This is a genomic window from Streptomyces sclerotialus, assembly GCF_040907265.1.
GTDB classification, from domain to species: domain Bacteria; phylum Actinomycetota; class Actinomycetes; order Streptomycetales; family Streptomycetaceae; genus Streptomyces; species Streptomyces sclerotialus.
The window spans coordinates 1,727,476-1,749,776 of the sequence record NZ_JBFOHP010000002.1 but is presented as its reverse complement, the minus strand read 5'-3'; the positions used below and the strand labels follow the sequence as shown (position 1 = coordinate 1,749,776).

The following is a 22,301-nucleotide window of genomic DNA, read 5'->3' as shown; positions in this document are numbered from 1 at the left end:
CCGCGTTGTCAGTACGGTGAATTAAGGTCGAACCGTGGAGCCCGACCTGTTCACCGCCGCCGCCGAAGACCGCCAGGAGAAGGACCCCGCGGGGTCCCCGCTCGCCGTACGCATGCGTCCGCGCACCCTGGACGAGGTGGTCGGCCAGCAGCATCTGCTCAAGCCCGGGTCGCCGCTGCGGCGGCTGGTGGGCGAGGGGGAGGGCGGGCCGGCCGGGCCGTCCTCGGTGTTCCTGTGGGGCCCGCCCGGCATCGGCAAGACCACCCTCGCGTACGTCGTCAGCCAGGCGACCAACAAGCGCTTCGTGGAGCTCTCCGCGATCACCGCGGGGGTGAAGGAGGTGCGGTCCGTCATCGACGGCGCCCGCCGCGCCTCCGGGGGATACGGGAAAGAGACCGTCCTCTTCCTCGACGAGATCCACCGCTTCAGCAAGGCCCAGCAGGACTCCCTGCTCCCGGCGGTGGAGAACCGCTGGGTGACCCTCATCGCGGCGACCACGGAGAACCCGTACTTCTCGGTGATCTCGCCGCTGCTCTCCCGCTCGCTGCTGCTGACGCTGGAGCCGCTCACCGACGACGATCTGCGCGGGCTGCTGAAGCGCGCGCTGACGGACGCGCGCGGGCTGGCGGGCGCGGTGACGCTGCCCGAGGACACCGAGGCGCATCTGCTGCGGATCGCGGGCGGCGACGCGCGCCGGGCGCTGACGGCCCTGGAGGCCGGTGCCGGGTCCGCGATCTCCAAGGGCGAGAAGGAGATCACCCTCCAGACCCTGGAGGAGTCGGTGAACCGGGCGGCGGTGAAGTACGACCGGGCCGGTGACCAGCACTACGACGTGGCGAGCGCGCTGATCAAGTCCATCCGCGGCTCGGACGTGGACGCGGCGCTGCACTATCTGGCGCGGATGATCGAGGCGGGCGAGGACCCGCGGTTCATCGCGCGGCGGCTGATGATCTCCGCGAGCGAGGACATCGGGCTGGCCGACCCGACCGCGCTGCAGACCGCGGTGGCCGCCGCGCAGGCCGTCGCGATGATCGGCTTCCCCGAGGCGCGGATCACGCTCAGCCAGGCGACGATCGCGCTGGCCCTCGCGCCCAAGTCGAACGCGGCGTACCTGGCGATCGACGCGGCGCTGGCGGACGTCCGGGCGGGGCTCGCCGGTCCGGTGCCCCCGCATCTGCGGGACAGCCATTACCAGGGCGCGAAGAAGCTCGGCCACGGCAAGGGGTACCAGTACCCGCACGACCTGCCCGGCGGCATCGCGGCCCAGCAGTACGCGCCGGACGAGGTGCACGGCAAGCGGTACTACACCCCGACGAGGTACGGCTCGGAGGCGCGGTACTACGACGTGGTGGAGCGGGTCCGCGGCCGGCTGGCGGGGGAGGCGGGGCCTGCGGGGGAGTGAGGCACGTGCGGAAGGCGGCGTTCCGTCGTCGCACGGGCAGGGCCCTGTCGAGCGGGGGCCCGTCACGAGATATCTTGATGTCGAGCAATGTTGCAGACGTGGAGCGGAGCACCGGTGACTGACTCGACCATCATCTATACGCACACCGACGAGGCCCCGGCCCTGGCGACGTATTCGTTCATGCCGGTGATCGAGGCCTACGCCTCGACGGCCGGTGTCGCCGTGGAGAGCCGTGACATCTCGCTGGCGGGCCGGATCATCGCCAGCTTCCCCGAGCGTCTTCGGGAGGACCAGCGCATCGACGACGCGCTGGCCGAGCTCGGCGAGCTGGCGAAGACGCCCGAGGCGAACATCATCAAGCTGCCGAACATCTCGGCCTCGATCCCGCAGCTGAAGGCCGCGATCGCGGAGCTGCAGGAGCAGGGCTACGCGCTGCCGGACTACCCGGACGACCCGAAGACCGACGAGGAGCGCGACATCCGCGCCCGGTACGACAAGGTCAAGGGCTCGGCCGTCAACCCGGTCCTGCGTGAGGGCAACTCCGACCGCCGCGCCCCCGCGTCGGTCAAGAACTACGCCAAGGCCAACCCGCACCGCATGGGTGCCTGGACCGCGGACTCCAAGACCAACGTCGCGCACATGACCGGTGACGACTTCCGCTCCACCGAGAAGTCCGTCGTCATCGCCGAGGACGGCGCGCTGAAGATCGAGCTGGTGGGCGACGACGGCTCCACCACCGTACTGCGCGAGTCGGTGCCGGTGCTGGCGGGCGAGGTCGTGGACGCCTCCGTGATGCGCGTCGCCGCGCTGCGCGAGTTCCTCAAGGAGCAGGTCGCCCGCGCCAAGGCCGAGGGCGTGCTGTTCTCGGTGCACCTCAAGGCCACGATGATGAAGGTCTCCGACCCGATCATCTTCGGCCACGTGGTGCGTGCCTTCTTCCCGAAGACCTTCGCGAAGTACGGTGACGTGCTCGCCGGTGCGGGCCTGACCCCGAACGACGGCCTCGGCGGCATCTGGAAGGGCCTGGAGTCGCTGCCCCAGGGCGAGGAGATCAAGGCCTCGTTCGACGCCGAGCTCGCCGAGGGCCCGGACCTGGCCATGGTCGACTCGCACCGCGGCATCACCAACCTGCACGTCCCCAGCGACGTCATCGTCGACGCCTCCATGCCGGCCATGATCCGCACCTCCGGCCACATGTGGAACAAGGACGACCAGGAGCAGGACGCCCTGGCCGTCATCCCGGACAGCAGCTACGCCGGCATCTACCAGGCCGTCATCGACGACTGCAAGGCCAACGGCGCCTACGACCCGTCGACCATGGGCTCGGTGCCGAACGTCGGCCTGATGGCGCAGAAGGCCGAGGAGTACGGCAGCCACGACAAGACCTTCGAGATCCCGACCACCGGCACGGTGCGGGTCCTCGACAAGGACGGCAACGCCGTCCTGGAGCAGACGGTCAGCACCGGCGACATCTTCCGCATGTGCCAGACCAAGGACGTGCCGATCCGGGACTGGGTCAAGCTGGCCGTCAACCGCGCCCGCGCGACCGGCGACCCGGCGGTGTTCTGGCTGGACGAGGACCGCGCGCACGACGCGAACCTCATCGCCAAGGTCAAGCAGTACCTCCCCGAGCACGACACCGAGGGCCTGCAGATCGAGATCATGTCCCCGGTCGAGGCGACGAAGTTCTCGGTCGAGCGCATCCGCCGGGGCGAGAACACCATCTCGGTGACCGGCAACGTGCTGCGTGACTACCTCACCGACCTGTTCCCGATCCTGGAGCTCGGCACGAGCGCCAAGATGCTCTCGGTCGTGCCGCTCATCAACGGCGGCGGTCTCTTCGAGACCGGTGCCGGCGGCTCCGCGCCCAAGCACGTCCAGCAGCTGGTCAAGGAGAACTACCTGCGCTGGGACAGCCTGGGTGAGTTCCTCGCGCTCGCGGTGAGCTTCGAGCACCTCGCGCAGAAGACGGGCAACGCGCGTGCCCAGATCCTCGCCGACACCCTCGACCGCGCCACCGGCACGTTCCTCAACGAGAACAAGTCCCCCAGCCGCAAGCTGGGCGGCATCGACAACCGCGGCAGCCACTTCTACCTCGCCCTGTACTGGGCCCAGGAGCTGGCCAAGCAGACCGAGGACGCGCCGCTCGCCGAGGCGTTCGCCGAGCTGGCGAAGACGCTGGCCGAGCAGGAGCAGACGATCGTCGACGAGCTGATCGCCGTCCAGGGCAAGCCGGCCGACATCGGCGGCTACTACCAGCCCGACCCGGCGAAGGCCGCGGCCGTCATGCGTCCGTCCGCCACGCTGAACAAGGCGCTCGCCGCGCTCAGCGCCTGACGCGCCCGACGGGCGTCCGCCCGCACGCGTACCGCCCCGGCCGGTCCTTCGACCAGCCGGGGCGGTCCCGTGTGCGGAGGGCGGCGCGGCCCGCGCGTGGGGGAGCGGCGGCGTTGCCGTCGCGGGCCCTCACGCCGCCGCGTCGAACAGGTGGTGCATCGCCCGGCGCAGCTCCATCAGGTCACGCACGGGCGTGGGGAAGTCGAAACGGGCGTCGAAGGTGTGGTGGCCCGGGTCGGAGAAGCGGACCCGGAGCCCGAAGCGGTCCAGCGCCACGGGAACGACGTCGCCGCGCGCCGCGCAGACCTGCTCGGCCCGGTCGCCGAGCAGCCCGCACAGGTCGCGTACCTGCTCGCCGTGCGCGGTGTGCAGATGCTGCAGCAGCTCCGCCTCGTGGCCCGCCACGGGGTCGGGAGCGGCCTGGGCGAATTCTTCCGGCTCGACGGAGTCCGCGCCCCACAGATCGTCCACAGTGGCCTCGCCGACCTCCAGGCGGAGCATCATCCAGGCGGCGCGGCCGACGGCGCCGGTGAGCGGGGCGGGGCGCAGTGCCTCGCCGATGCCCAGCAGCTCGCCGACGGGGTGCCGCTCGGCGAGCAGCCGGGCGGCGTGGGCCCGGTCCTCGCCGCGTACGGGGGTCAGCCAGCCGGCGATCCAGGCGCGTCCGCGGATGCGGTGCGGCACTGAAACGGGTGCGACGTCCGTGAGTTCCATCACGGCTGTGACGTCGTCGTCCTGTGCGTGAGCTGCGGCGCGAGCGGCTGCTGAGTCCCCAGGAACCAGCAACAGCACGTCTCCTGAGCCGTCGACCGTTCTGCAGGCGGGCGCGGCGAAGCCGGTCTCGTCGGGGTCGTGGACTCCGGGAATGGCCAAAGACGCCATAGCATGGGAATCCACGAGGGTTCGCACACGCTCGGCGGCGGTCGGCTGCTGGGCGTCTTCCATGGGACGCGGCTGACCCGCCTCGGTGCTCTCATCTGCACTGGGCAGGGGGTTCCCAGGTCGAAACATGCGGTCTCCTCGCGCTGCTAAGGTAAGCCTCACCTAACTTACATGGAGGTTCGTTCCACGTGAACCAGTCGCGTCCCAAGGTCAAGAAGTCGCGCGCGCTCGGCATCGCCCTGACGCCGAAGGCCGTCAAGTACTTCGAGGCCCGTCCCTACCCGCCCGGCGAGCACGGCCGTGGCCGCAAGCAGAACAGTGACTACAAGGTCCGCCTGCTGGAGAAGCAGCGTCTGCGTGCGCAGTACGACATCAGTGAGCGCCAGATGGTGCGCGCCTACGACCGCGCTCGGAAGGTCGACAGCAAGACAGGCGAAGCGCTGATCATCGAGCTTGAGCGCCGTCTGGACGCGCTCGTCCTCCGTTCGGGCCTCGCCCGGACGATCTACCAGGCCCGCCAGATGGTGGTGCACGGTCACATCTCGGTGAACGACCGCAAGGTCGACAAGCCGTCCTTCCGCGTCCGCCCCGGTGACGTCGTGATGGTCCGCGAGCGCAGCCGCAACAAGCACCCCTTCCAGGTCGCCCGTGAGGGTGGCTACGCCGGCGAGGGCGAGACCCCCCGCTACCTGGAGGTCAACCTGCAGGCCCTGGCGTTCCGCCTGGACCGGGACCCCAACCGCAAGGAGATCCCGGTCATCTGCGACGAGCAGCTGGTCGTCGAGTACTACGCCCGCTGAGCGAGCGCCGTACTCCGCGTGCCGGGCGAGCCGCCCGGCAGCACCCGGCACGCGCGCCGCACCGCGGCGCGCGCTGCCTCAGCCCGTCGTCTCCCCGCCGTTCGTGGCCGGGGAAACGGCGGGCTCGCCCGTATCCGGGGTCCGGCCGCCGGATTCCCCGCGCGGGCGCGGGAGACCGCCCACGACCCGTGCGACGGCCGCGTCCAGGTCCAGCGCCCCGCCCCGCCGCACGGCCGCCTCGTACCCCGCGTCGCCCAGCTCGCCGCGGGCCAGCCGCTCGCACAGCTCGTGCGGCTGGTTGAAGTTGCGGGAGCCGAACAGCTGCGGCCCGACCGACGGCCAGATCCGCGCCGCGGCCCCCTGCAGCAGCGCCGCCTCCGCCGCGTCCCCCTCGTCCGCCGTGACCAGCGCCAGCAGCTCCACCGCCAGCACCGCGCCCAGCAGGTCGTGGAAGGTGTGGTCGATCACCAGGCACTCGGTCAGCAGCCGGCGGGCACCCGCGAGGTCCTGCCGCGTCCACGCCGCGTAGGCCAGTACGTACAGCGCGTACGCCAGCGCCCAGCGCTCACCGTGGTCCGTGCACACCTCCCGGACCTCGGCGCACAGCTCCTCCGCCGCCGCCAGGTCGCCGCCGAAGGCCACCGCCATCGCCAGCTCGATCTGCGCCATCAGCACATTGCTGTTCAGCTCGCCGATCTCCCGGTAGGCGGCCAGCGCCTCCCGCAGCAGCTCCTCGGCGCGCGGCATGTCGTCGCCGGTCAGCGCCAGGCAGCCCAGGCGGTGCAGCGCGTAGGCGGCGGCCGTGGCGTTCCCCGCGTACCGCGCCTCCGACCGGCACTGCTCCAGCACGCGCCGCGCACGGACCGGATCGCCCTGGAGGACCGCGACGTAACCGGTCACCCAGAGCGCCTTCAGCCGCGCGTCGTGATGGTCGGCGGGCAGCCGCAGGGACCGCTCCAGCCAGTGCCGCCCCTCCGCGAGCCGGCCGCAGCCCACCCAGAAGAACCACAGCGTCCCGGCCAGGAACTGCCCGAGGTACGCCTCCTCCGGCACCTCCAGGCTGTGCTCCAGCGCCAGCCGCACGTTGGGCAGCTCGGCGTCGATCCGGGCCGCCACCTCGTCCTGCCGGGGCCCGAACCAGTCCAGCTCGCACCAGGTCGCCAGGCCCACGTACCAGTCGCGGTGCCGGCGCCGCAGCCGCGCGGTGTCGTCCAGCGCCGCCAGCCACTCGGCGCCGTAGGCCCGTACCGTGTCCAGCATCCGGTACCGCACCCCGGCCGGGCTCTCCTCACGGATCACCACCGACTGCGCGACCAGCTCGGACAGCACGTCCAGCAGCTCGTCGGCGGGCAGCCCGCTCCCCGAGCACACGTACTCCGCCGCCTCCAGATCGAACTGTCCGGCGAACACCGACAGCCGCGCCCACAGCAGCCGCTCCTGCGGCGTGCAGAGCTCGTGGCTCCAGCCGATGGCCGTACGCAGCGTCTGGTGGCGGGGCAGGGCCAGCCGGTCGCCACCGGTCAGCAGCCGGAAGCGGTCGTCCAGGCGGCGCACCACCTGCTCGACGGAGAGGGCGCGCAGCCGGCCCGCCGCCAGCTCCAGGGCCAGGGGGATGCCGTCGAGCCGGTGGCACAGCTCGGCGACCGCCGCGCCGTTCGCCTCGTCGACGGTGAACCCGGCGACCACACAGCGCGCCCGGTCGGCGAACAGCTCGCCCGCTTCCTCGTCGGGCAGCGGTGCCAGCGGACAGTTCCGCTCCCCGGGCAGGCCCAGCGGGCGCCGCCCCGCGGCCAGCACCCGGACATCGGGGGCCTGCCGCAGCAGCTGCGCGACCAGCGGCGCGCAGTCGGCCACCAGGTGCTCGTAGCCGTCCAGGACCAGCAGCAGCTCGCTGTCGGCGAGGTCGTCGCAGAGCGCCTCCCGCGTCGGGCGCCCGCTGTGGTCGGCCAGCTCCAGGGCCTCGGCGACCACGTGGTCCAGCAGATGCGGCTCCTGCACGCCGGACAGCTCGATCAGCCACACCCCGTCGCGGAAGCGGTCCCGCAGCGCCCGGCCGGCCTGCGTGGCGAGCCGGGTCTTGCCGACCCCGCCCATCCCCGTGAGCGCCACCACCCGCGCGTCCGCCACCATCCCGGTCAGCGTGGCCAGTTCGCCGGCGCGTCCGACGAACCGGTTCAGTTCCGCGGGCAGATTGCCCGGGGCCGGCGGGCGGACGCAGCGGTCACGGGAGGCGGGGTCCGGTCCCCGGGAGCGTCGCATGGCACACGGAGCGTACTCGGAGCTGTGCGGACCGTACAAACGAGCAGTACCTGCCCGGGTGCGCGGTCCGCCGCGGCACCACCGGCCCCGGAAACCGGCCGTGGCACACGGGAACGCGGTGCGGACGGGGAGCCCCGGCGCGATAGGGTCGTCATCTGCCGATCGAGCAGGACGAGACAAGCAGAGAACCAGTCGGAAAGTGGTGTGAGCGTGTCCGGTGGAGAGGTGGCCGGGATCCTCGTGGCCGTCTTCTGGGCGATCCTCGTGTCGTTCCTCGCCCTCGTGCTGGTGAGGCTCGCGCAGACGCTGAAGGCGACCACCAGGATGGTCTCCGAGGTGTCCGAGAAGGCCGTACCGCTGCTCGCGGACGCGTCCGAGACCGTCCGCTCCGCGCACACCCAGCTCGCCCGCGTCGACGCGATCACCTCCGACGTGCAGGAGGTCACCGCCAACGCCTCCGCGCTCTCCTCGACCGTCTCCTCCGCCTTCGGGGGCCCGCTGGTCAAGGTCGCGGCGTTCGGCTACGGCGTCCGCCGCGCGATCGGCCGGAAGGGCGCGCCCGCGCCCGAACCCCCCGTCGTCGTCGGCCGCACCCTGCCCGCCGCCCGCCGGAGCGGGCGCCGCAACCGCCGTACCAAGGACTGATCACCGCGATGTTCCGCCGCGCATTCTGGTTCACCACCGGCGCCGCCGCCGGGGTGTGGGTCACCAACAAGGTCCACAGCAAGCTGCGCAAGCTCCAGCCCGACAGTCTCGCGGCCCAGGCGGCGGACAAGGCGGTGGCGACCGGACACCGGCTGCGCCGATTTGCATTGGACGTACGCGACGGAATGGCGGACCGTGAAGAGCAGTTGCACGAAGCGCTCGGTCTGACGGAGACCGGAGCGGCGCGCGAACTGCCGCCCGCCCGCCGGACCGCCGCGCTCGAACCACACCACCCCACGACACGTATCACCCGGAAAACCGGACCGAACCGAAACGAGGACCACTGATGGAGTCGGCTGAAATCCGCCGCCGCTGGCTGCGCTTCTTCGAAGAGCGTGGGCACACCGTCGTGCCGTCGGCGTCGCTCATCGCGGACGACCCGACGCTGCTGCTGGTCCCCGCGGGCATGGTGCCCTTCAAGCCGTACTTCCTCGGCGAGGTCAAGCCGCCGGCGCCGCGCGCCACCAGCGTCCAGAAGTGCGTGCGCACGCCGGACATCGAAGAGGTCGGCAAGACCACCCGGCACGGCACGTTCTTCCAGATGTGCGGCAACTTCTCCTTCGGCGACTACTTCAAGGAAGGCGCCATCACGTACGCCTGGGAGCTGCTGACCAGCTCCCAGGAGGACGGCGGCTACGGCCTGGACCCGGAGAAGCTCTGGATCACGGTCTACCTGGACGACGACGAGGCCGAGCGGATCTGGCACGAGGTCGTCGGCGTGCCCAAGGAGCGCATCCAGCGCCTGGGCAAGAAGGAGAACTACTGGTCCATGGGCGTGCCGGGCCCGTGCGGCCCGTGCTCCGAGATCAACTACGACCGCGGCCCGGAGTTCGGCGTCGAGGGCGGCCCGGCCGTCAACGACGAGCGGTACGTGGAGATCTGGAACCTGGTCTTCATGCAGTACGAGCGCGGCGAGGGCACCTCCAAGGAGGACTTCGAGATCCTCGGCGAGCTGCCCAGCAAGAACATCGACACCGGCCTCGGTCTCGAACGCCTCGCCATGATCCTGCAGGGCGTACAGAACATGTACGAGACCGACACCCTGCGCGTGGTCATCGACAAGGCCACCGACCTGACCGGCGTCGCCTACGGCGCCGGCCAGGACACCGACGTCTCGCTGCGCGTCGTCGCCGACCACATGCGCACCTCCGTCATGCTCATCGGCGACGGCGTCACGCCCGGCAACGAGGGCCGCGGCTACGTCCTGCGCCGCATCATGCGCCGCGCCATCCGCAACATGCGGCTGCTCGGCGCCACCGAGCCGGTCGTCGCCGACCTGGTCGACGTGGTCATCAAGACGATGGGCCAGCAGTACCCGGAGCTGATCCAGGACCGCAAGCGCATCGAGACCGTCGCGCTCGCCGAGGAGGCCGCCTTCCTCAAGACCCTGAAGGCCGGCACCAACATCCTCGACACCGCCGTGAGCGAGACCAAGGCCGCCGGCGGCACGGTCCTCTCCGGTGACAAGGCGTTCCTGCTCCACGACACCTGGGGCTTCCCGATCGACCTCACCCTCGAAATGGCCGCCGAGCAGGGCCTGTCGGTGGACGAGAGCGGGTTCCGCCGCCTGATGAAGGAGCAGCGGGAGCGCGCCAAGGCCGACGCCCAGGCCAAGAAGCACGGCCACGCCGACCTGTCCGCCTACCGCGAGGTCGCCGACGCCTCCGGCTCGACGGTCTTCACCGGCTACACCGACACCCAGGGCGAGGCCGCGGTCGTCGGCCTGCTGGTCGACGGCGTCTCCTCGCCGGCCGCCCACGAGGGCGACGAGGTCGAGGTCGTCCTGGACCGTACGCCGTTCTACGCGGAGGGCGGCGGTCAGCTCGCCGACACCGGCCGCATCAAGACCGACACCGGCGCCGTGATCGATGTCCGCGACGTCCAGCAGCCGGTCCCGGGCGTCACTGTCCACAAGGGCTCGGTCCAGGTCGGCGAGATCACCGTGGGCTCGCCCGCGTACGCCACCATCGACGTCAAGCGCCGCCGGGCCATCGCCCGCGCCCACAGCGCCACCCACCTCACGCACCAGGCGCTGCGCGACGCCCTCGGCCCCACGGCCGCCCAGGCCGGTTCGGAGAACTCCCCGGGCCGCTTCCGGTTCGACTTCGGCTCGCCGACCGCCGTGCCCGGCACGGTCCTCACGGACGTCGAGCAGAAGATCAACGAGGTCCTCTCGCGCGAACTGGACGTCACCGCCGAGGTGATGAGCATGGACGACGCCAAGAAGCAGGGCGCCATCGCCGAGTTCGGCGAGAAGTACGGCGACCGCGTGCGCGTGGTCACCATCGGCGACTTCTCCAAGGAGCTGTGCGGCGGTACGCACGTCCACAACACCGCCCAGCTGGGCCTGGTGAAGCTGCTCGGCGAGTCCTCCATCGGCTCCGGCGTGCGCCGCGTGGAGGCCCTGGTGGGCGTCGACGCGTACAACTTCCTGGCCCGTGAGCACACGGTCGTCTCGCAGCTGACCGAGCTGGTCAAGGGCCGGCCCGAGGAGCTGCCGGAGAAGATCTCCGGCGTGCTGGCCAAGCTCAAGGAGGCGGAGAAGCAGATCGAGCAGTTCCGCGCGGAGAAGGTCCTGCAGGCCGCCGCCGGGCTCGCCGAGGGCGCCAAGAACGTGGGCGGCATCGCGCTGGCCTCCGGCCAGGTGCCCGACGGCACCTCCGCCGACGACCTGCGCAAGCTCGTCCTGGACGTGCGCGGCCGTATCCCGTCCGACCGCCCGGCCGTGGTCGCTCTCTTCTCGGTGGCCAACGGCCGCCCGCTGACCGTGATCGCCACCAACGAGGCTGCCCGCGAGCGCGGCATCAAGGCCGGCGACCTGGTCCGTACGGCCGCCAAGACGCTCGGCGGCGGTGGCGGCGGCAAGCCGGACGTCGCCCAGGGCGGTGGCCAGAACGCCACCGCCGTGCCCGAGGCCCTCGAGGCCGTCGAGCGGCTCGTGGCGCAGGCGGGCTGACGGTTGCGACGAGGCAGGCGGATCGCCGTCGACGTCGGGGACGCCCGGATCGGGGTCGCCTCGTGCGACCCCGACGGGGTCCTCGCGACCCCGGTGGAGACCGTGCCGGGACGTGACGTCCCGGCCGCCCACCGGCGCCTGGCGGCGATCATCGAGGAGTACGAACCGCTGGAGGTCGTCGTCGGCCTGCCCCGCTCCCTGAACGGGGGAGAGGGACCGGCCGCTGCCAAGGTGCGGGCCTTCGCGCGGGAGATGGCGAAGAACATCGCGCCGGTGCCGGTACGCCTGGTGGACGAGCGGATGTCGACGGTCACCGCGGCCCAGGGCATGCGCGCCTCCGGCGTGAAGGCCAAGAAGGGCCGTTCCGCGATCGACCAGGCGGCGGCCGTGGTCATCCTCCAGAGCGCCCTGGAAACCGAACGCACGTCCGGACAGGTCCCTGGTGAGAGCGTCGAGGCGGGCGGCTGATCGCGGTACGGTAACGTTCCGCGCGACCGGCCGCGTTCGAACAGGGGCGCGCGCAAGAAGAGGCGGTCAGTACGTCAGCAGCGCTGCCGACCACGGAGCGCACCGCCTCGCGGCTCTAGGGGATCGATGACTGAGTATGGCCGGGGCCACGGCTCCGAACCGTGGCACCCCGAGGACCCTCTCTACGGAGAGTCCTACGGCGAGCAGGGTGCCTACGGCGGCCAGGCTTCCTACGGGAACCAGGACCCCTACGCGGGGCAGCAGCCGGGCTGGGGCGGCGCCCCCGGCCCGCAGCAGCACCAGTACGAGCACCAGCAGTACGCGCACCCGCAGCAGTACGACCCGTACGGACAGGGCGGCGGACAGGCCGGGCAGGCCGGCGGCGCGCCCTACGACCCGTACGGCCACCAGGCGGACCCGTACGGCCACCAGCCCGACCCGTACGGGCAGCAGCCCGATCCGTACGGCGCCGGGGTGCCGGACCACTACGGCACGCCCGACGGCTACCCGGCACCGCACCCGCAGCAGCACCAGCCGGTGCGGCACGACCAGACGGCCCCCATGCCCGCCGTGCCCGGCGGCCCGCAGGGTGACGACTGGCAGGGGGCGGGGCACGACGCGGCCTGGCAGGAGGAGCCGGCCCGGCCCGAGCCGGAGCCGGACCATGCCTTCTTCTCCGGCGGCGACGCGGAAGCGGACCCCGACGAGGAGGCCGCGCCGCGCGGGAAGCGCCGGCCGGTGCGGGAGCGCCGCGGCAAGGACCAGCGCCCGAAGCGGCGTGGCCGCGCGGTCGCGGCGGTCGTCGTCCTCGCGGTGATCGCCGGCGGCGGCTACCTCGCCTACGACCGCTTCGCGCCGCCGCCGGACTTCGACGGCGAGGGCACCGGCAGCGTCCAGGTGGAGATCCCGGACGGCTCGCCCGTGCTCCAGATGGGGCTGCTGCTCAAGAAGGAAGGCGTGGTCAAGAGCGCCGACGCGTTCACCGCAGCGGTCACCGAGAATCCCAAGGCCGAGGCGGGCCTCCAGCCCGGCGTCTACACGCTGCGCAAGGAGATGTCGGCGGCCTCGGCCGTCGAACTGATGCTCAGCCCGAAGAGCCGCAACAGCCTGACCATCCCGGAGGGCTCGCGTGCGGTGGCGGTCTACTCCGCCATCGACAAGAAGCTCGGGCTGAAGGCCGGTACGACCAAGGGCGTCGCCGCGAGCGAGGCGAAGAACCTCGGCCTGCCGTCCTGGGCGGACGACGACCCCGACATAAAGGACCCGCTGGAAGGCTTCCTGTACCCCTCGCGTTACGAGGTCGGCGACCACACGAAGCCGGTCGACGTCCTCAAGCAGATGGTCGCGCGGGCGAAACAGAATTACGCCCGCTACGACCTCGCGGCGAACGCGAAGAAATTCGGGCTCACCTCGCCGCTCCAGCTCGTCACGGTCGCCAGCCTCACCCAGGCCGAAGGCACCAGCCACGACGACTTCCGCAAGATGGCCGAGGTCATCTACAACCGCCTGGACACCGGCAACACCGAAACCTACGGCAAGCTCGAATTCGACTCGACGTACAACTACATCAAGAACCAGAGCGAACTCGACATTCCGATCAGCGCCATCAAGAACTACGACAACCCCTACAACACGTACTACTACAAGGGGCTGCCGCCGGGGCCGATCGGAAATCCGGGCGAGGACGCGCTCAAGGCCGCGGTCAACCCGACCGACGACGGCTGGTACTACTTCGTCGCCATCAACGGGAAGACGAAGTTCGCCAAGACCTACGCCGAGCACGAGAAGCTCGTCGCGGAATTCAACAAGACCCGCTAGCACCCCTGGCGACCCGCCAGGGCAGGACGCGTGAGAGAACGGCTGAGGGCAGTACCCGTGTCAGGAACCCACCACAAGGCGGCGGTCCTCGGATCGCCCATCGCCCATTCGCTGTCGCCGGTGCTGCACCGTGCCGCGTACGAGGAACTGGGCCTGGCCGGCCGGGAGTACGGCCGCTTCGAGGTCGACGAGGCGGCCCTGCCCGGCTTCCTGGCGGAGCTGGACGACGCCGAGTGGGCGGGCCTGTCGCTGACCATGCCGCTCAAGCGTGCGGTCATCCCGCTGCTGGACGGGATCAGCGAGACCGCGGCCTCCGTCGAGGCGGTCAACACCGTGGTCTTCACCGAGGACGGCCGCCGCACCGGCGACAACACCGACATCCCCGGCATCCAGGAGGCGCTGCGCGAGCGCGGCGTGACGAGCGTCGGCCACGCGGCCATCCTCGGCGCGGGCGCCACCGCCTCCTCGGCGCTCGCCGCGCTCTCCCGGATCTGCACCGGCGAGGTGACCGTGTACGTCCGCAGCCAGGCGCGCGCCGACGAGATGCGCGGCTGGGGCGAGCGGCTGGGCGTCGCCGTTCGCACCGCCCCCTGGGACGAGGCGGCCGCCGCCTTCGACGCGCCGCTGGTCATCGCCACCACTCCGGCCGGGGCCACGGATGCGCTGGCCGCCGCGGTACCGGCCCGGCCCGGCACCCTCTTCGACGTGCTGTACGAGCCGTGGCCCACCGCCCTGGCCGCCGCCTGGTCCGAGCGCGGCGGCGCGGTCGTCGGCGGCCTGGACCTCCTGGTGCACCAGGCCGTCCTCCAGGTCGAGCAGATGACCGGCTGCGAGCGGGCCCCGCTGGCCGCGATGCGCAAGGCCGGCGAGGCGGCGCTGGCGGCCCGCTGACCCTCCCCGGCGTCCACCTGCCGTTCCGTCTGCTGGACTGGCCGCCGGCCGTGGCGCCGGACGTGGGAGGATCAGGGGAAGACCGTACGCGCAGTACATGAGGAGCACCGTTGAGCAGGTTGCGCTGGCTGACGGCGGGGGAGTCGCACGGCCCCGCACTGGTGGCGACGCTGGAGGGCCTTCCGGCCGGCGTCCCCGTTACCACGGACATGGTGGCGGACGCCCTGGCCCGTCGCCGGCTCGGCTATGGCCGCGGTGCCCGGATGAAGTTCGAGCGGGACGAGGTGACCTTCCTCGGCGGCGTGCGGCACGGTCTGTCGCTCGGCTCGCCCGTCGCGATCATGGTGGGCAACACCGAGTGGCCCAAGTGGGAGAAGGTCATGGCGGCCGACCCGGTCGACGAGGCCGAGCTGGCCGAGCTGGCCCGCAACGCGCCGCTGACCCGCCCCCGCCCCGGCCACGCGGACCTGGCCGGCATGCAGAAGTACGGCTTCGACGAGGCCCGCCCGATCCTGGAGCGCGCCTCCGCGCGGGAGACCGCGGCCCGGGTGGCGCTGGGCGCGGTGGCCCGCTCCTTCCTGAAGGAGACGGCGGGCATCGAGATCGTCAGCCATGTCGTGGAGCTGGCCGCCGCCAAGGCCCCCTACGGCGTGTACCCCAAGCCCTCCGACGTGGAGAAGCTGGACGCGGACCCGGTGCGCTGCCTGGACCAGGACGCCTCGAAGGCGATGGTCGCGGAGATCGACCAGGCCCACAAGGACGGCGACACCCTCGGCGGCGTCGTCGAGGTCCTCGCGTACGGCGTGCCGGTCGGCCTCGGCAGCCACGTCCACTGGGACCGGCGCCTGGACGCCCGTCTGGCAGGCGCGCTGATGGGCATCCAGGCGATCAAGGGCGTCGAGGTCGGCGACGGCTTCGACCTGGCCCGCGTGCCCGGCTCCCAGGCGCACGACGAGATCCTCGCGACCGATGAGGGGATCAAGCGCGCGTCCGGCCGCTCCGGCGGTACCGAGGGCGGTCTGACCACCGGCGAGCTGCTGCGTGTCCGCGCCGCGATGAAGCCGATCGCGACCGTGCCGCGCGCCCTGGCCACCGTGGACGTGACCACCGGCGAGGCGGCGCAGGCCCACCACCAGCGCTCCGACGTGTGCGCCGTGCCCGCCGCGGGCATCGTCGCCGAGGCCATGGTGGCGCTGGTCCTCGCGGACGCCGTGGCGGAGAAGTTCGGCGGCGACAGCGTCGCCGAGACCCGCCGCAACGTCCAGTCGTTCCTCGACAACCTGGCGATCCGGTGAGCGAGCCGGTGACCGGCCCGGCCGTCATCCTGGTCGGTCCGATGGGCGTCGGGAAGACGACGGCCGGCATGGCGATCGCCGCCCGGCTGGGCACCGCCTTCCGCGACACCGACGCCGACATCGTCGCCTCCCAGGGCAAGCCGATCTCCGAGATTTTCATCGACGAGGGCGAGCCGCACTTCCGCGAGCTGGAACGGCAGGCGGTGCGCGCCGCCGTGCAGGAGCACTCCGGAGTGCTCGCGCTGGGCGGCGGCGCCGTGCTGGACGCGTCCACGCGGGAGCTGCTGGCCGGCCGGCCCGTCGTCTTCCTGGAGATGGGCGTGGCCGAGGCCGTCAAGCGGGTCGGTCTGGACGCGCCGCGCCCGCTGCTGGCCGTCAACCCCCGGCAACGCTGGCGCGAGCTGATGGCCGAGCGCCGGCCGCTGTACGAGGAGGTGGCGCGGGCCGTGGTGTCCACGGAGGGCCGTACGCCCGAGGAGGTCGCCGACGCCGCGCTGAACGCCCTGGAGCTGCTGAAGACCCCCGGGGGCGACCCCGGGACCCCCGGCGGGAAGGACCACGCATGACCGACGCACCCACTCGCATCCACGTCGGCGGCACCGCCGGCTCGGACCCGTACGACGTGCTGGTCGGCCGGCAGCTGCTGGGCGAGCTGCCCGCGCTGATCGGCAACCAGGCCAAGCGCGTCGCCGTACTGCATCCGGAGGCGCTGGCCGCCACCGGTGAGGCGCTGCGCGAGGACCTCGCAGGCCAGGGCTACGAGGCCATCGCGATCCAGCTGCCGAACGCCGAGGAGGCCAAGACCGCCGAGGTCGCGGCGTACTGCTGGAAGGCGCTGGGCCAGACCGGCTTCACCCGTACCGACGTCGTGGTCGGCGTCGGCGGCGGCGCCACCACCGACGTGGCGGGCTTCGTCGCGGCCACCTGGCTGCGCGGGGTGCGCTGGATCGCCGTACCGACCACCGTGCTGGGCATGGTGGACGCGGCCGTGGGCGGCAAGACCGGCATCAACACCGCCGAGGGCAAGAACCTTGTCGGCGCCTTCCACCCGCCGGCCGGTGTGCTGTGCGACCTCGCGGCGCTGGACTCGCTGCCGGTGCACGACTACGTCTCGGGCCTGGCCGAGGTCATCAAGGCGGGCTTCATCGCCGACCCGGCCATCCTGGAGCTGATCGAGGGCGACCCCGAGGGCGCGAAGCGCCCCGACGGGCCGCACACCGCCGAGCTGATCGAGCGCGCCATCCGCGTCAAGGCCGAGGTGGTCTCCTCCGACCTCAAGGAGTCGGGCCTGCGGGAGATCCTCAACTACGGCCACACGCTCGCGCACGCCATCGAGAAGAACGAGCGGTACAACTGGCGGCACGGCGCGGCCGTCTCGGTGGGCATGGTCTTCGCCGCCGAACTGGGCCGGATCGCCGGGCGGCTGGACGACGCGACCGCCGACCGGCACCGCGCCGTCCTCGGCTCCGTCGGGCTGCCGCTGACCTACCGCGGCGACCAGTGGCCCAAGCTGCTGGAGACGATGAAGGTCGACAAGAAGTCCCGCGGCGACCTGCTGCGCTTCATCGTGCTGGACGGGCTGGCCAAGCCGACCGTGCTGGAGGGCCCGGACCCGGCCATGCTCCTCGCGGCACACGCCGAGATCGCCGCCTGACGCCCGCCGGGCACTTCCCGCCGCCCCCGGCCGTTCCCACAACTACGGCCGGGGGCAGTACCTTTCGGTACGACCCATCGTCCGCACTTCACCCACGAGACGGAGAGCCACCGGATGCAGCACCCAGGGGGGGCTCCGCTGCCACCGCCTCATTCGCCGGGCAGCGCCGGCGCCTGGGCCGACCCCCAGGCCCGCTCCATACCCTCCGGGCCGCAACGGCCCCCGGCACCGGCCGCACCGCCCCGGCCGCAGGGCGCCCCCACGGGTCCGCCCCCTCCGCCGCAGGGCGCGCCGACCGGTCCGCCGCCCCCGCCGCAGGGCGCGCCCGCGGGCTGGGCCGGTAACCAGCAGGCGCAGGCACCGCGGCCGGAGGCCACGGGCCACATCCAGCTGCCCACGGGCAACCCCGTCGCGCTGCCCACGCCGCCGCCCGGCACGGCCGCGCCCGACGCCGCGCACACCGCCGTCGCGGTGCTGCTCATCGGCCCGGCGGGGGCCGGCAAGACCAGCGTCGCCCGGCACTGGGCCGACATCCGCCGCGTCCCCACGGCCCACATCAGCCTGGACGACGTACGCGAATGGGTCCGCTCCGGTTTCGCCGACCCCCAGCAGGGCTGGAACGACCACTCCGAGGCGCAGTACCGTCTCGCCCGCCGGACCTGCGGCTTCGCCGCGCGCAACTTCCTCGCCAACGGAATCTCCTGCATCCTCGACGACGCCGTCTTCCCCGACCGGCCGGTCGTCGGGCTGGGTGGCTGGAAGCGCCACGTGGGCCCGGGGCTGCTGCCCGTCGTGCTGCTCCCCGGCCTGGAGATCGTCCTCGAACGCAACGCCCAGCGCAGCGGCAACCGCCGCCTCACGGACGAAGAGGTCGCGCGTATCCACGGCCGGATGGCCGGCTGGTACAGCTCGGGCCTGCCGATCATCGACAACTCCAGCCACGACGTCGCCACCACGGCCCGGATGCTCGACGACGTCGTGGCCCGCAGCATCGCCAGCCCGCCCGCCTGGTGACGGGCTGACCGGCCCGGTGCCGGGCGGCCGCCCCGTGTGGCGCGGCCGCCCGCTCGCCGACGGGCCGGAAACCCCCACAGACGCGTTCAAAGCGCGCGAGTCCCGGCGCACCCGTACGCTCGGTACATGCCAGACATGTACGCAACCCGACGCGCCCGGTTGCGTGACCGCTATGCCGCGGTCGGCACCGGCGCGGGCGCGACCGACACCGCCGCGGCACTCGTTTCGAGCCCCGCCAACATCCGCTATCTCACCGGGTGCGCGCCGCGCGGCGCCGCCCTGCTGCTGCACGAGGGCGGCGACACCCTGCTCTGCCCCAGCGCACCCACCGGCGATCCGTCGGAAGGGCGGCCGGCGGAGGACCTGCGGGTCAGCCTGCTGCCGCCGCACGCCGGCGACCCGGCCGTGGCCGGTGCCGACCTCGCCGCGAAGTCCGGCGCCGAGGCCTTGGCGGTGGAGGAGCACCACCTCACCGTCGCCCGCCACCGCGCCCTGCGCTCGGTGGCGCCCGAGCTGCGTCTGGAGGATCTCGGCTGTGCCGTGGAGGCGCAGCGGCTGGTGAAGGACCAGGACGAGATCGCGTGCCTGCGGATCGCGGCCGAGATCACCGACCAGGCCCTCGGCGAGCTGCTGGAGTCGATCCTCGTGGGCCGCACCGAACGCCACCTCGCCCTGGAGCTGGAGCGGCGGCTCGTCGACCACGGCGCGGACGGGCCCGCCTTCCCCACCTCCGTCGCCACCGGCCCGCACTCCGGCCGCCCCGGTCATCCGCCCACCGACCGGCGGGTCGAGGAAGGCGACTTCCTCACCGTCAGCCTGGGCGCCGACTACCGCGGCTACCGCTGCGAGATCGGCCGTACGTTCGTCATCGGCACCACCCCCGCGGACTGGCAGATCGACCTGTACGAGCTCGTCTTCGCAGCCCAGAGGGCCGGGAGGGAGGCGCTGGCACCCGGCGTCGAGTGCCGTGAAGTGGACCGCGCGGCGCGTCAGGTGCTGGCTTCCGGGGGGCACGAAGAGGGGCTCGGACCGTGGACCGGGCACGGCGTAGGGCTCGAAATCGCCGAGGACCCTCAGCTGTCACCTGCGGCCATGGGTAAACTGGACGCTTGCGTGCCGGTCACCGTCGATCCTGGGGTTCATCTTCCGGGCCGTGGCGGTGTCCGGATCGACGACACACTCGTCGTCCGCCCCGAGGCGGACGGCGGGCCAGAGCTACTCACGATCACGACCAAGGAGCTGCTCGCCCTCTGAGCCTTGACGGGCCCGGAGCGTGCGGACTCCGGGTCCCCACCACCTGCAGTCCAGGAGATACCGCAACCGTGGCATCCACGAACGACCTCAAGAACGGCATGGTGCTCAAGCTCGAAGGGGGCCAGCTGTGGTCCGTTGTCGAGTTCCAGCACGTCAAGCCCGGCAAGGGCCCGGCCTTCGTCCGTACCAAGCTGAAGAACGTGCTCTCCGGCAAGGTGGTGGACAAGACCTTCAACGCCGGCGTGAAGGTCGAGACGGCCAACGTCGACAAGCGCGGGATGCAGTTCTCGTACATGGACGGCGACTACTTCGTCTTCATGGACATGGACACCTACGACCAGCTGCACATCGACCGTAAGGTCGTCGGCGATGCCGCCAACTACCTGCTCGAGGGCTTCGAGGCCGTCGTGGCGCAGCACGACGGCGAGGTCCTGTACGTCGAGCTGCCGGCCGCGGTCGAGCTGACGATCAAGCACACCGACCCCGGCGTCCAGGGCGACCGCTCCACCGGCGGCACCAAGCCCGCCACGCTGGAGACCGACTACGAGATCCAGGTCCCGCTCTTCATCACCACGGGTGAGAAGATCAAGGTCGACACCCGCTCCGGTGAGTACCTCGGTCGGGTGAACAGCTAACCGTGGCCGCCCGTAACAAGGCCCGCAAGCGCGCCTTCCAGATCCTCTTCGAGGCCGACCAGCGCGGCGCCGACGTGCAGACCGTGCTCGCGGACTGGATGCGGCACGCCCGGACCGATCCCCGGCAGCCCCCGGTCAACGAGTACACCCTTGAGCTTGTCGAGGGGTACGCGGACCACGTCGGGCGCATCGACGAGCTGATCGCGCAGTACGCGGTCGGCTGGACGCTCGACCGGATGCCGGTCGTCGACCGCAACATCCTGCGGCTCGGCGCCTACGAGCTGATCTGGGTGGACGAGACTCCGGACGCGGTCGTGATCGACGAGGCCGTGCAGCTGGCCAAGGAGTTCTCCACCGACGACTCGCCGTCCTTCGTGAACGGCATGCTCGGCCGTCTGAAGGACCTCAAGCCGAGCCTGCGCCGGGCCTGACGCCCGCGCCGAGGCTCCGCACGCATCCACCGGGCCCGGAGACGGAAGGAATTCCTTCCGTCTCCGGGCCCGGTGCCGTTGCGGGGCCGCGCTACGTTCGGCCGGCGGTGCCGTTGCGGGGCCCGCCCTACGTTCGGCCGGATGTCCGAATCTGTCGCACGCCGAGCCGCCGGCCCCCTCCTCGCCCGTCCGGACCCCGGCCTGGACATGACGGCCTTACCGGGCGTCGTGGCGCGATCAGAGGCGGCCCGGGGAGCTGCCTCCTGGCCGTGTTCACGGCGCGTGAGCGCGCCCGTCGTACGCGCGGGGTCAGCGCGCCCGAAGTGCTCCTCCCCGAGACGGCGCACGCCGCCTTCCACGAGGCCGCGACGCTCTTCGGACTGCGCGCAGTAACCGTCCCCGTCGACCCCGTCGGCTACCGGCTGCGCCCTGCGGACGTCGCCGCGGCGCTCACCGGCCGCACGGCGCTGGTCGTGGGGCTGCGCCGGTCCTGCGGCACATCGGTCCCGAGGGCTGCACGGAGCCGGCGCGACGGGTGTACGGGGCGACGGGCGGCCCTGGTACGCGGCGTCGGGGGCCCTCGACGGCCTGCGCGTGTCCTCGGGCCCGCCGGACGACCTGCTCGTCGCGGTGGCGGCGGTACGGCGGGCTCGCGAGGACGGTCCCGCGGTGGTGAGCCCGGAGCCGCTGGCCGTGGCGGCCGCCCCGGCCAGCGGCGGAGTGGGAGCCCGCCCGGACGCGACAACGCCCCGGCGCGGGAGCTGTCGCTCCCGTACCGAGGCGTTTCGTTTCTGCTTACGGGCGGAGGACTCAGATGTCCTCGTGCTGGACCGCGCGGCGCGCGTCGGCGTCCAGGACGCCCCAGCTGATCAGCTGCTCGGTGAGGACCGAGGGGGACTGGTCGTAGATGACCGCGAGCGTGCGCAGGTCGTCCTGGCGGATGGAGAGCACCTTGCCGTTGTAGTCACCGCGCTGGCTCTGGATCGTCGCGGCGTAGCGCTGCAGCGGGCCGGCCTTCTCCTGCGGGACGTGGGCGAGCCGCTCCAGGTCCAGCACCAGCTTCGGCGGCGGCTCGGCGGCGCCGCCCGGGGTCGTGCCCGGAAGGAGCTCCTGGACCGGCACGCCGTAGAAGTCGGCGAGCTCGGCCAGGCGCTGCACGGTCACGGCACGGTCGCCGCGCTCGTACGAGCCCACTACCACGGCCTTCCAGCGGCCCTGGGACTTCTCCTCGACACCGTGGAGGGAGAGGCCCTGCTGGGTGCGGATGGCGCGGAGCTTGGCCCCGAGCTGTTTAGCGTATTCGCTGGACATAAAGCTCCCCAGACAGCTGTCTCGATATGCGGCTCGGCCGCGCGGCTGGTAACTCACTGTGAGTTACGCAGCGTAATTTGGCTTCGTCAAGCCGAATGAGGCATACCGTGTACCGGCAGGGGTGCTTACGGCCGATGTCCGGGCCCCTGGTACCGTGAATGCGGTAAATCCGACGTCCTTTAAGGTCCG

19 protein-coding genes are annotated in these 22,301 nt (G+C 72.1%); 16 read left to right on the top strand and 3 right to left on the bottom strand.

Going from position 1 to position 22,301, the window contains the following annotated elements; translation table 11 throughout:
- The first annotated feature begins 34 nt into the window (after positions 1-34).
- Positions 35-1,402 (top strand): replication-associated recombination protein A, encoded by a 1,368-nt coding sequence (locus tag AAC944_RS07800; protein ID WP_030616047.1) that lies wholly within the window; start codon positions 35-37, stop codon positions 1,400-1,402.
- Between the two features lie 114 nt (positions 1,403-1,516).
- Complete coding sequence (locus tag AAC944_RS07795; RefSeq protein ID WP_030616044.1) at positions 1,517-3,739, top strand: NADP-dependent isocitrate dehydrogenase; 2,223 nt, start codon at positions 1,517-1,519, stop codon at positions 3,737-3,739.
- 129 nt (positions 3,740-3,868) lie between these two features.
- Here the strand turns inward: AAC944_RS07795 and AAC944_RS07790 are convergent, their stop codons facing one another.
- A complete protein-coding gene (locus AAC944_RS07790) occupies positions 3,869-4,621 on the bottom strand; it encodes a DUF2470 domain-containing protein (protein ID WP_030616042.1) in 753 nt (250 codons plus the stop codon).
- Between the two features lie 188 nt (positions 4,622-4,809).
- On the opposite strand from AAC944_RS07790, the gene rpsD reads away from it, so the two are divergent.
- Complete coding sequence (gene rpsD, locus AAC944_RS07785) at positions 4,810-5,421, top strand: 30S ribosomal protein S4 (protein WP_030616039.1); 612 nt, start codon at positions 4,810-4,812, stop codon at positions 5,419-5,421.
- Positions 5,422-5,499: 78 nt separating this feature from the next.
- Here the strand turns inward: rpsD and AAC944_RS07780 are convergent, their stop codons facing one another.
- A complete protein-coding gene (locus tag AAC944_RS07780; RefSeq protein ID WP_030616036.1) occupies positions 5,500-7,680 on the bottom strand; it encodes an ATP-binding protein in 2,181 nt (726 codons plus the stop codon).
- Between the two features lie 210 nt (positions 7,681-7,890).
- Between AAC944_RS07780 and AAC944_RS07775 the strand changes: the two genes are divergently transcribed.
- The 13 genes from AAC944_RS07775 (at position 7,891) to nusB (ending at position 20,801) form a co-directional block, all read left to right on the top strand.
- Complete coding sequence (locus AAC944_RS07775; protein WP_368397001.1) at positions 7,891-8,325, top strand: DUF948 domain-containing protein; 435 nt, start codon at positions 7,891-7,893, stop codon at positions 8,323-8,325.
- A gap of 8 nt (positions 8,326-8,333) precedes the next feature.
- Positions 8,334-8,672, top strand: coding sequence for a DUF6167 family protein (locus AAC944_RS07770; protein ID WP_030616029.1), 339 nt, complete (start codon positions 8,334-8,336; stop codon positions 8,670-8,672).
- On the top strand, positions 8,672-11,341 hold the full coding sequence (gene alaS, locus AAC944_RS07765; protein WP_030616025.1) for an alanine--tRNA ligase: 2,670 nt from the start codon (positions 8,672-8,674) through the stop codon (positions 11,339-11,341). The genes AAC944_RS07770 and alaS overlap by 1 nt, the downstream gene beginning before the upstream one ends.
- Positions 11,342-11,344: 3 nt before the next feature.
- Positions 11,345-11,809: a Holliday junction resolvase RuvX gene (gene ruvX, locus AAC944_RS07760; protein ID WP_030616022.1), complete on the top strand. Its 465-nt coding sequence runs from the start codon at positions 11,345-11,347 to the stop codon at positions 11,807-11,809.
- A gap of 126 nt (positions 11,810-11,935) precedes the next feature.
- The gene (gene mltG, locus AAC944_RS07755) at positions 11,936-13,627 is read left to right on the top strand and encodes an endolytic transglycosylase MltG (protein WP_030616019.1); all 1,692 of its coding nucleotides are present in this window, start codon (positions 11,936-11,938) and stop codon (positions 13,625-13,627) included.
- A gap of 57 nt (positions 13,628-13,684) precedes the next feature.
- A complete protein-coding gene (locus AAC944_RS07750) occupies positions 13,685-14,518 on the top strand; it encodes a shikimate dehydrogenase (RefSeq protein ID WP_030616016.1) in 834 nt (277 codons plus the stop codon).
- 110 nt (positions 14,519-14,628) lie between these two features.
- Positions 14,629-15,813, top strand: coding sequence for a chorismate synthase (gene aroC, locus AAC944_RS07745; protein ID WP_368396999.1), 1,185 nt, complete (start codon positions 14,629-14,631; stop codon positions 15,811-15,813).
- A gap of 8 nt (positions 15,814-15,821) precedes the next feature.
- On the top strand, positions 15,822-16,379 hold the full coding sequence (locus tag AAC944_RS07740) for a shikimate kinase (RefSeq protein ID WP_368397252.1): 558 nt from the start codon (positions 15,822-15,824) through the stop codon (positions 16,377-16,379).
- Positions 16,376-17,467 carry a 3-dehydroquinate synthase gene (gene aroB, locus AAC944_RS07735; protein WP_030610413.1) on the top strand — a complete coding sequence of 364 codons (1,092 nt, stop codon included), beginning with the start codon at positions 16,376-16,378 and terminating at the stop codon, positions 17,465-17,467. The genes AAC944_RS07740 and aroB overlap by 4 nt, the downstream gene beginning before the upstream one ends.
- A 114-nt stretch (positions 17,468-17,581) precedes the next feature.
- Positions 17,582-18,481: an AAA family ATPase gene (locus AAC944_RS07730; RefSeq protein WP_030610415.1), complete on the top strand. Its 900-nt coding sequence runs from the start codon at positions 17,582-17,584 to the stop codon at positions 18,479-18,481.
- A gap of 135 nt (positions 18,482-18,616) precedes the next feature.
- On the top strand, positions 18,617-19,735 hold the full coding sequence (locus tag AAC944_RS07725) for an aminopeptidase P family protein (protein ID WP_438272815.1): 1,119 nt from the start codon (positions 18,617-18,619) through the stop codon (positions 19,733-19,735).
- Positions 19,736-19,803: 68 nt separating this feature from the next.
- Complete coding sequence (gene efp / locus AAC944_RS07720; protein ID WP_030610421.1) at positions 19,804-20,370, top strand: elongation factor P; 567 nt, start codon at positions 19,804-19,806, stop codon at positions 20,368-20,370.
- A gap of 2 nt (positions 20,371-20,372) precedes the next feature.
- The gene (nusB, locus tag AAC944_RS07715; protein WP_030610424.1) at positions 20,373-20,801 is read left to right on the top strand and encodes a transcription antitermination factor NusB; all 429 of its coding nucleotides are present in this window, start codon (positions 20,373-20,375) and stop codon (positions 20,799-20,801) included.
- 810 nt (positions 20,802-21,611) lie between these two features.
- Here nusB and bldD read toward each other — a convergent pair.
- Positions 21,612-22,112 carry a transcriptional regulator BldD gene (gene bldD / locus AAC944_RS07705; protein ID WP_030610427.1) on the bottom strand — a complete coding sequence of 167 codons (501 nt, stop codon included), beginning with the start codon at positions 22,110-22,112 and terminating at the stop codon, positions 21,612-21,614.
- Between the last annotated feature and the right edge of the window lie 189 nt (positions 22,113-22,301).

Excerpts from the sequence above, each read along its gene's own strand:
- AAC944_RS07790 (WP_030616042.1), bottom strand. The coding sequence starts at position 4,621 with ATGGCGTCTTTGGCCATTCCCGGAGTCCACGACCCCGACGAGACCGGC.
- AAC944_RS07780 (WP_030616036.1), bottom strand. The coding sequence starts at position 7,680 with ATGCGACGCTCCCGGGGACCGGACCCCGCCTCCCGTGACCGCTGCGTC.
- AAC944_RS07770 (WP_030616029.1), top strand. The coding sequence starts at position 8,334 with ATGTTCCGCCGCGCATTCTGGTTCACCACCGGCGCCGCCGCCGGGGTG.
- alaS (WP_030616025.1), top strand. The coding sequence starts at position 8,672 with ATGGAGTCGGCTGAAATCCGCCGCCGCTGGCTGCGCTTCTTCGAAGAG.
- mltG (WP_030616019.1), top strand. The coding sequence starts at position 11,936 with ATGACTGAGTATGGCCGGGGCCACGGCTCCGAACCGTGGCACCCCGAG.
- aroB (WP_030610413.1), top strand. The coding sequence starts at position 16,376 with ATGACCGACGCACCCACTCGCATCCACGTCGGCGGCACCGCCGGCTCG.
- AAC944_RS07730 (WP_030610415.1), top strand. The coding sequence starts at position 17,582 with ATGCAGCACCCAGGGGGGGCTCCGCTGCCACCGCCTCATTCGCCGGGC.
- AAC944_RS07725 (WP_438272815.1), top strand. The coding sequence starts at position 18,617 with ATGTACGCAACCCGACGCGCCCGGTTGCGTGACCGCTATGCCGCGGTC.
- bldD (WP_030610427.1), bottom strand. The coding sequence starts at position 22,112 with ATGTCCAGCGAATACGCTAAACAGCTCGGGGCCAAGCTCCGCGCCATC.